Here is an 8,133-nt window from a genome sequence, read left to right as displayed (position 1 = left end):
TCAATTGATTTCTTTGCGGTCTTCAATTGATCCCAATTGTAAGGGCACTGCCATTTTTATAAAAGCGAAATTTATTATACGTTATCTAATACCTTATTCTTCCATAGGAAAAACAAATAATAACTACCGGCACAACAAGGCACACATGACGACTTATGGGGATATGAGCCTTTGTCTTTCAACCAAGGAAACCGGAAAGATTAAAGTGGCAGATCGGCATGCAGGTGAACAGGGGACGTCAGACGAGGTCAATTGCTGGAGCTGACAGGAAGGAGGGAAGCAGTTAAAGAGGGGAAAACAGCAGTAAATTCAATCATATAATGGAAAATTGGGTGACACGTCAGCACGTGTCACCCTCACCCGCAGGCACAAAGTTCTTGTCAAAACCATGCAATACTACGTATACGTTTAGAGAATCTTTTCCGCCCCGGAATATACTTTCTCAACCCACAATACAGCGGCGGCATGGCCTGGATGCTTGGTGGGATTCCATTGCTTCATCGCCTCAAAGATATCTCCTTCACGATAATATTCGATGCTTCCCTTAACCTGATAAGCCTTATTTTCTTTGGTGATAAACAGGATAGAACCCCGGCTGCCAGCCAGGATATTTTTTTTGGTTTTATCAAAATAGTTGTCCGCCACCACAATGGCTCCATCACCATGCAACGCTACACAGGTGGCATAAATGGCATTGGGTACTCCGTTCTCATCTACAGTTGAAAAAACAATGGGGCCTTCGCGATGCTCCCACGCATCTTTTACTGCTTCCGGTAGTTTTGCCATGCCTGTTTCCTCCTTATCATTTTCAGTTGCTGCCTTCAGTTTCTGATACTCATCACTGGACCTGCAGGCAGATAGGAACACAGAAAAATTTCCTGCAAAAAAGCTATTTCGTCTCCAGCGCCTGAAACCTGCGCATGAATTTTCGATCGATGGCATCCTTGATCGTAAAAGCCAGTCGGCCGGCAAAGGTCATCCCCCATTTATGGAGAACACCGGTATCATCGCCCATATTGAAGATCAGCAGGTAATCGCCGCCGGGGCTGAAAGACTGCAGACTGCCTCCGTCAAGTGAAGCCATGAGGTTGTGAAACAAAACCGGATTCTGCCTAACGGCGTAGACCCCCACCTTATCGAGGGGCTGCTTCTCATAGAAAATACAGTCGCCGCCGCCAAAGATTTCTGGATGTGCCTTGCACTGCAGATCTTCATTCACCAGCAGCCCGCCGTCCGGGCCGGTGGGCAGACCGGAATCCATGAAAATCGGTGAAGGCACCACCCCGAGCGCCAGAAAGACAAGATCGGTTGCCAGTTCCTGCCCCGAGGCAAAGACCACCCGGCCGGCCGCAACAGCCTGCACCCGTTCCCCCTCCAGTATTTCGATACCACGGCTGCTGAGGGAATCAAAAGCTTTGCGCCGAACGCCGGCCGGAAAACGGCCAAGAAACTCCCGACCTGCACAAACGCGGATATGGGGAGCATAACCACCATTGTCTTGTGCCAACCGCCAGACATTACCGGCAATTTCAGTCGCCGCCGGGCCACCGCCAATGATAGTAATGGTGATTTTCTGCCGAGCGACCAGCTGCACAATCCGCTTCTGGGCCTTAAGCAGCTGATCAATGGGTTTAACAGTGAACAGGTCTGCCACCTCCCCCCTGACAATGGCAGTCGAGACATAACTGCCTGTATTGCAGGAAAGAACGTCATAGGCAACCTCACCACCCGAAACCAGCACCACCTTCTTCCGCTCAGCATCAATCCGGGCCACTTTATCGAGGATAAACCGGCCGCCGTTCTTCTCCACCAGCTGCCGGGTGGCAAAGCGGATATCTTCCGGCCGATAGGTTCGCCCCAACAGGCCGGGTCCCATACCGGAATAGTAATGGTATACTGACGGCTGAATCACCGTTACCTGATGACCTTTTGCAACAAATTGGCCAAGGTTGGCCAAAGTCACCATATGGGCGTGACCACCGCCGGCCAGCACCAGCTGCTTTCCCATCCGCTCTCCTCTCTGTCCTGGAATGACTGCTGCGGGCAATCTAGCCCAGGCTATCCATCAATGCACCCAGTTCTTTCAGGTGGGACCGCTCTTCCCGGGCAATCCTGCTGAGCATCTCAACAGCCCTCTGGTCCTCATGGTTATCCGCCGCCCGCAGATAGAGATCCAAAGCTTGGGCTTCGATGGCCATGGCAAGACCAACCACATCCTCAGCCTTTTCCAGATCAGGAGCATACAACCGCAGATATTCCTCCGTAGTCAAGCCCCCTTCCACTACATCGGCCAGGATCTCATGTTCAAAATCATCACGGTTGACCGGGGTGTCCATGAGCTGCAGATATTCCTGGAAAAGCTGCTCCTGATGGTCACTCTCCATATCAGCAAGCCGCCGAAAAAGATCTTTGGCATCCCGGCTGTTCACCTGCCCGATCATTCCAAGATAAAAGTCCCGCAGTCCCTGTTCCAATGAATAGGCCACCACCAGCAGCGAGCCAAGCGATTCACTGCCGGCAAACAGCTCTACCCCCCGGTCAACACCTCCAAAGGCGGTATCTCCCAGTGCGGCGGTGCCGGACCAGGACCTGAAGCCACCCCGCAGGTTGTAGACATGGCTGAACCCCCGGCCGGCGAGCATCTGGGCAGCCACCCGGCTGCGGCCGCCGATGGCGCAGTAGACCACGGTCTCTTTCTGCTTATCCAGTTCATCAAGCCGACCGTCAAGATCGGTCAAGGGAATCAGGGTTGCGCCGGGAATATGCCCGGCTTCATATTCGCCGGGCTGACGAACATCCAGAATGGCAACCTCATCATGGTCCTTCTTGTCAATCAATGAACGGGCCTGGTCGGCATCAAGCGATTCAACGGGGGTGAAAAACTGTCGCCAGCGCATAGTTTCTCTCCTGGTGATGGGTTAAAAACTCACAACTCCTGTACCAAGTCTGCCGATGACATCACTCTGAACAGAGGATGCAGGGGATTTTTCCTGAAGATGGTCAACGTTTTTTCATGGATTTCGTTGGAAAACGCGGCGCTGCAATCTTCCAGCATAACCGCCTTGAAATCATGGCATAGGGCATCCATGATCGTCGTCAGGACACAGAAATTGGTGGCAATACCGGCAACGGCGCAGAGCGTCACACCCTGATGATGGAGGATGTCGGCAAGCCCGGTGTCAAAAAAAGCCGAAAACCTGGGCTTTGGAAGCCACAGGTCACCTGCTTCCCGATCCAGATCATCAATAACTTCAGCGCCCTCGGAACCGGCAATGGCATGGGGATGCATGCGGCTGTTGAAGATAAAATCGTCAGTCTGAAAAGCATCGGTGGAAAAAATAATGGGAAGCTCTTTCGCCCTGAACTGGCGAATCAGGTCATTGATCGGGGGAATGATCGCCCGGGCCAGAGGGGTGATGGGATAGTTTTTATCCGCGGCAAAATAGTCCTTCACCATATCAATAATAATGAGGGCCGCTTGTTCTTTTCCCGCTGATTTCATGCGGATATACCTCCTTCCATGACCAGTCGACAACAGCAAACCGCTACAGTGTACACAACCTGCCCACCCTTACGCAATAACTTCTTCTCTGGAGCTGCGATTTTTACCGGTATTCAAAACACTTTCGCCAGCCACGACTGACTGTCCAGGCCGAAAAGAGTTGCAGCTGACAACATAACCCGCTGGCGCGGAAGCATCCCGCAGGCATCAGCATTGCTGGCAGGAATGCTTTCCATGAACCTTTTCCGGGCCAGCACAGCGCAATTTTCATTCGAGCCTCTTGACATCCAGGAAAAAATCTACTTAACTTTTCCATATCAGGATTCTATGCCGCTGTTAAGCTTAACTGGTTTGATTTTTTAGCATAATTGCCATCGTCGATAATGCAAAGGACAACAGACAGGAGAAGGAGGGACGCCATGAAAGCCGGACTATTGTTAACAGGAAGCGGAGCATTAATCTTTTTGACTTCGTATGAAAAAATCACCGATGAAGCCTTAATAGCAAAGTTCAAGGCAAAGGGAATCACCAAATTCATCGCCTACGAGGTACCTCTCGAGGAAGCCAAAAAAAGATATGCAGGGCATTATGACCTGGTAGTCCAGGACCTCCATGAAACTGATGATTTAAGGATTCTGGACTACCAGGGGCCACGGGCCTTCAACACGTTCTCCTTTTCTGAAATGGGAGAACCCATGCTCTATGAAGAAACGCCCTGAGGGACGAAGCAGGCACCTCCCTTGAAGGCACCCGACAGCTATTGGGAAGCCGACAAAGCAGCCACGCCATTGACATGAACAATTGCCGGAAAGCACAAGAAGAATGGGCGTCACCGAGGTGACGCCCATTCTTTTCAATCTCACGGCTAAAACGTTTAGTGGGATTTATCCCCGGCCATCGCCAGATCCGGTTTCAGCGTTTTGTCAGTAGGCTTCGGCAGAATCGGATGATCAACCACCGGCTGAATGCCCGTGGTTGACTTCAGAAAAGCAGCCACTTCGTCAACCTCGGCATCTGTGAGCTTGGTACCCAGCTGGGACGTGCTCATGACCGCCACCGCATCCCGCAGGCGCCAGACTTTGCCTGAGTGGAAGTACGGCATTGTCAGTTCGATGTTGCGCAGCGACGGCGATTTGAAGTTGTACCGGTCGTCCTCGACGGCGGTAACCTTATAGCGGCCCGCATCGCCGGCCATAATCTCAGCAGCCGGAGCTTCTTCCACCCCGAAGCCATAGTAGTCGTCACCCCCCATATTGATGCCGCTATGGCAGTCAACACAGCCTTTGTTCAAAAATGCCTGCAAACCCTTCTTCTCAGTTTCGGTCAATGCCTTGTCGTCACCTTCGATGAAGCGATCAAGGGGAGCTCCCGGCGTTACCAGGGTAGCCTCAAACACCTCAATGGCCTTGGCCATATTGTCAAAGGTCACCGGATCCTTTTCGCCGGGAAAGGCCTTTTGGAACAGGGCAATATACTCTGGCATGCTTTTCAGGGTGATGATGACATTTTCCGGCGTGTTGTTCATCTCAACGCCGGCCTGCACCGGCCCTTTGGCCTGTTCCGCCAGGTCTTTGGCCCGACCATCCCAGAACTGGGCAAAATTATAGACCGAATTATGCACCGTCGGGGCATTCCGCGGTCCGCGTTGCCAGCCATGGCCGGTGGACGTTTCCTGGAAGTCGGCGCCGCCAAGCCCGACGTTGTGGCAGGTATTGCAGCTGATCAATGCACTGCGGGACAAACGGGGATCAAAGTACAGAACCTTGCCCAGCTCAACCTTGGCTAGCGTCGCCTGATTGCCCTTCAAGGCCGGCGGCGCACTGGGAATGGGAACAATCATTCCCTTGGCCTGCTCCCGCAGGGCATTGTCGGCCTGAGCCATCGGCACCAGCATCAATGACATCAAAAAAAGAGCCATCACCATTTTGACTTTCTGCATACTCCCCTCCTCTGTTTTTAACTTTTTCAGTTTCAATTATTTCCTACGACTATTTTTTACCATCATTTCCGTCAACCAAGCTGCAACAAATAGGCTGGTCATTCTTAATATAAAACATAATAGACAATTTTCAAGGGTGAAAATAAACTTTTCCACTTTTAGTTTTGCCGTTGGAAACTCCTCCTACCAGATCTGGCCTGCTAAATCAAATAAAAACTATTATCATAATAGATTATTGCCGGATAAAGCCAGTATGTCCAGTGGGGGACCCCATCATCAACCAGACGCTGTGCCGGGACTGTTCCCTTGGCGATATGCCCTGCCACCCAACGCCCTCTTTCCCCCATGATGGTTTTGACCTTTTTAATTCTTGCTGCGCATAGGCATACTGTCGTACATTGACTCTGGGGAAACGGCAGTCAGGCCACATGCAGTGGTGAGTGGTGAACATGGAAGAAGCCGGCTCAGGGCTGTCATCTGCTTACCCTTATGCTTGTTCTACCCGCTTGAACGGCAACGGCAAAAGAATGTCTAACAGCATGGAAAGGAGCAAGAGGATGTCTGAATCGGCCGCATTCATGGAGCAACTCACATTCCTATTTCAATCACAGCCGCTGGCCGTACTGGCCACCAGCAACAACAATGCACCTTACACGAGCTTAGTGGCCTTTGCTGCCACCGAAGACCTCACTCGGCTGCTTGTCGCCACCATGCGAACAAGCCGTAAATACGCCAACCTTGACATCAATCCGCATGTCTCCCTGCTCATCGACAACCGGTCCAATCGGGTAGAAGATTTCCGCGATGCCATCGCCGTAACCACAGTTGGCACCGCCACCGAAGCGACAGACACCGAGAAGGAAGAATTCCTGCCACTTTATCTCGCTCGCCACCCGCTGTTGAAGACATTCGTTCTGGATCCCTCGTGTGCCTTGCTGGTGGTCCGCGTACAAACCTATTACCTGGTCAGCCATTTTCAAAGCGTGGTGCAGTTGAGCATGCTCCCCTGATTTCCCTTTGCGCTGCCCTACAACAATCAACCCCGGCGAGCAATCTGTTATCTCCAACAGTATTTTAGGCTTGCAGACTATTTAAAAACACGATAAACAATATAGTCTTTATATTGTTAGCTGGCAATAGCTCACTCTATTCAGTTGCACCTGCAGCAGTTAAAGCTGTACAGATAGAGCAGATAGTATTGTTCAAAAAACTTTGGGAGTTGTTTTCAATCCAAGGAGGGCAACATGAAAATCTTTATCACTGGCGGCACTGGCTTTGTCGGCAGCCACCTGGCCAAAAAATTGGTGGAGGCTGGCCATAAGGTTACGGTGTTGACTCGAAAAATCCGTTCAGGCCGCATCCTGCCATCCGGAGCCAGCTACTGCCAAGGCGACCCCAACGTGCCGGGATCATGGCAGGAGACCCTGGCCGACCACGACATGGCGATCAACCTGGCCGGCGCTTCGATTATTGGCCGTTGGACCGAAAGCAAGAAGGATGAGATTCGCAACAGCCGCATCAACACCACCCACCATCTGGTTGACGGCATCGAAATGGCGGCCGCCAAGGGTCGGCAGATTGCCCTCCTGAGCACTTCGGCAGTGGGTTATTACGGCGACCGGGGGGATGAGCTGCTGACCGAACAAAGCAGTCCCGGAACTGATTTTCTTGGCCACCTGGCTCAGGATTGGGAACGGGAAGCATTGCGGGCCGAGGAGTACGGCGCCCGGGTGGTGCGCTGCCGTTTCGGCCTGGTGCTGGGAGCCACAGGCGGGGTCCTGGGCAAGATGCTGCCGGCTTTCAGGCTGGGACTTGGCAGCCGCCTGGGATCCGGCAGGCAATGGTTTTCCTGGATTCACCAGGGTGAACTTGCCAGCATCTTTGCTTTCCTGGTTGACAAACCTGCACTTTCCGGCCCTTTCAACTGCGTTGCACCGGAATCGGTCACCAATGATGAATTCACCCGACAGCTGGCACAGGCCCTTGATCGCCGGGTGCTGCCGATCGGCATTCCGGCCCTGGTGCTGAAACTGGCCTTCGGGGAGATGTCGACTGTGCTTCTCGGCGGGCAAAGGGTTTCACCGGAAAACCTGCGGGAGGCTGGCTACGTTTTCCGTTTTCCCACGGTTTCGGAAGCCCTGACCGATCTCCTCAAACAACAGTGAACAATCGATGGCATGCGGACGGTCCGCATGCTTTAACCATCATCAATGCACACAGACAATAGTGTTGGAGGAACAGCATGGACTTGAAAAACTACTTCAATGACACCAGAGGCACCGGGGTGCTTGCCACCGCCGGCCAGGACGGCAAAGTCAACGCCGCCATCTACTCCCGCCCCCACATTGGCGATGACGGTACAGCGGTCTTCATCATGGCCAACAAGCTGACCCGCAGCAACCTGCAGGAAAACGGTTCAGCTGTCTACCTCTTCCAGGAAAGCGGTCCCGGATACCGGGGTTGCCGACTCTATCTGACTAAGGTGAAGGAAGAACATAATGCCGCCTTGGTGGAACAGATTTGCCAGCGCTGCAAACTGCATGAACCATCAGGTGAAGCAAAAGATCTCGCGGTCGTCTCCTTCACCATCGACCAGGTCCTGTCGCTCATCGGCTCAGGAGAGGTTCTCGATCCTACAGCATAAACGACCAGCTTCCCCCTCCCGGAGCCCGTCCGGGGGGGGGGGGGGGGG

Annotated in this window: 10 protein-coding genes; 5 read left to right on the top strand and 5 right to left on the bottom strand. The window is 52.8% G+C overall.

Annotated elements, in window-relative coordinates; translation table 11 throughout:
• A partial coding sequence (locus JXO50_08560; GenBank protein ID MBN2333143.1) for a hypothetical protein occupies nt 1-265 on the top strand: 265 nt, incomplete at its 5' end.
• 143 nt (nt 266-408) lie between these two features.
• On the opposite strand, the gene JXO50_08555 is transcribed toward JXO50_08560, so the two are convergent.
• From JXO50_08555 to JXO50_08540, 4 genes are all read right to left on the bottom strand, one after another.
• Nucleotides 409-786: a pyridoxamine 5'-phosphate oxidase family protein gene (locus JXO50_08555; protein MBN2333142.1), complete on the bottom strand. Its 378-nt coding sequence runs from the start codon at nt 784-786 to the stop codon at nt 409-411.
• Nucleotides 787-889: 103 nt separating this feature from the next.
• Nucleotides 890-2,008, bottom strand: a complete 1,119-nt coding sequence (locus tag JXO50_08550; protein ID MBN2333141.1) for an FAD-dependent oxidoreductase — start codon at nt 2,006-2,008, stop codon at nt 890-892.
• Between the two features lie 40 nt (nt 2,009-2,048).
• Nucleotides 2,049-2,897, bottom strand: coding sequence for a sulfurtransferase (locus JXO50_08545; GenBank protein MBN2333140.1), 849 nt, complete (start codon nt 2,895-2,897; stop codon nt 2,049-2,051).
• A 29-nt stretch (nt 2,898-2,926) separates the two neighbouring features.
• Entirely contained in the window at nt 2,927-3,502 is a 576-nt protein-coding gene (locus tag JXO50_08540; GenBank protein MBN2333139.1) for a cysteine hydrolase, read from the bottom strand.
• 419 nt (nt 3,503-3,921) lie between these two features.
• Between JXO50_08540 and JXO50_08535 the strand changes: the two genes are divergently transcribed.
• A complete protein-coding gene (locus JXO50_08535; protein MBN2333138.1) occupies nt 3,922-4,221 on the top strand; it encodes a hypothetical protein in 300 nt (99 codons plus the stop codon).
• Between the two features lie 155 nt (nt 4,222-4,376).
• Here JXO50_08535 and JXO50_08530 read toward each other — a convergent pair whose 3' ends face one another.
• Nucleotides 4,377-5,441, bottom strand: coding sequence for a cytochrome-c peroxidase (locus JXO50_08530; GenBank protein MBN2333137.1), 1,065 nt, complete (start codon nt 5,439-5,441; stop codon nt 4,377-4,379).
• A 578-nt stretch (nt 5,442-6,019) separates the two neighbouring features.
• Between JXO50_08530 and JXO50_08525 the strand changes: the two genes are divergently transcribed.
• The 3 genes from JXO50_08525 to JXO50_08515 all read left to right on the top strand — a co-directional run bounded on the left by JXO50_08525 (nt 6,020) and on the right by JXO50_08515 (nt 8,085).
• Nucleotides 6,020-6,451 carry a pyridoxamine 5'-phosphate oxidase family protein gene (locus JXO50_08525; GenBank protein ID MBN2333136.1) on the top strand — a complete coding sequence of 144 codons (432 nt, stop codon included), beginning with the start codon at nt 6,020-6,022 and terminating at the stop codon, nt 6,449-6,451.
• Between the two features lie 234 nt (nt 6,452-6,685).
• Nucleotides 6,686-7,606, top strand: coding sequence for a TIGR01777 family oxidoreductase (locus JXO50_08520; GenBank protein ID MBN2333135.1), 921 nt, complete (start codon nt 6,686-6,688; stop codon nt 7,604-7,606).
• Between the two features lie 77 nt (nt 7,607-7,683).
• Nucleotides 7,684-8,085, top strand: a complete 402-nt coding sequence (locus tag JXO50_08515; protein ID MBN2333134.1) for a pyridoxamine 5'-phosphate oxidase family protein — start codon at nt 7,684-7,686, stop codon at nt 8,083-8,085.
• Nucleotides 8,086-8,133: the final 48 nt, after the last annotated feature.

This window comes from Candidatus Anaeroferrophillus wilburensis, from assembly GCA_016934315.1.
Classification (GTDB): domain Bacteria; phylum Desulfobacterota; class Anaeroferrophillalia; order Anaeroferrophillales; family Anaeroferrophillaceae; genus Anaeroferrophillus; species Anaeroferrophillus wilburensis.
This window is presented reverse-complemented; position numbering and strand designations above follow the sequence as displayed.

Coding starts and splice junctions, on each gene's coding strand:
- JXO50_08555 (MBN2333142.1), bottom strand. CDS start 786: ATGGCAAAACTACCGGAAGCAGTAAAAGATGCGTGGGAGCATCGCGAA.
- JXO50_08550 (MBN2333141.1), bottom strand. CDS start 2,008: ATGGGAAAGCAGCTGGTGCTGGCCGGCGGTGGTCACGCCCATATGGTG.
- JXO50_08545 (MBN2333140.1), bottom strand. CDS start 2,897: ATGCGCTGGCGACAGTTTTTCACCCCCGTTGAATCGCTTGATGCCGAC.
- JXO50_08540 (MBN2333139.1), bottom strand. CDS start 3,502: ATGAAATCAGCGGGAAAAGAACAAGCGGCCCTCATTATTATTGATATG.
- JXO50_08535 (MBN2333138.1), top strand. CDS start 3,922: ATGAAAGCCGGACTATTGTTAACAGGAAGCGGAGCATTAATCTTTTTG.
- JXO50_08530 (MBN2333137.1), bottom strand. CDS start 5,441: ATGCAGAAAGTCAAAATGGTGATGGCTCTTTTTTTGATGTCATTGATG.
- JXO50_08525 (MBN2333136.1), top strand. CDS start 6,020: ATGGAGCAACTCACATTCCTATTTCAATCACAGCCGCTGGCCGTACTG.
- JXO50_08520 (MBN2333135.1), top strand. CDS start 6,686: ATGAAAATCTTTATCACTGGCGGCACTGGCTTTGTCGGCAGCCACCTG.
- JXO50_08515 (MBN2333134.1), top strand. CDS start 7,684: ATGGACTTGAAAAACTACTTCAATGACACCAGAGGCACCGGGGTGCTT.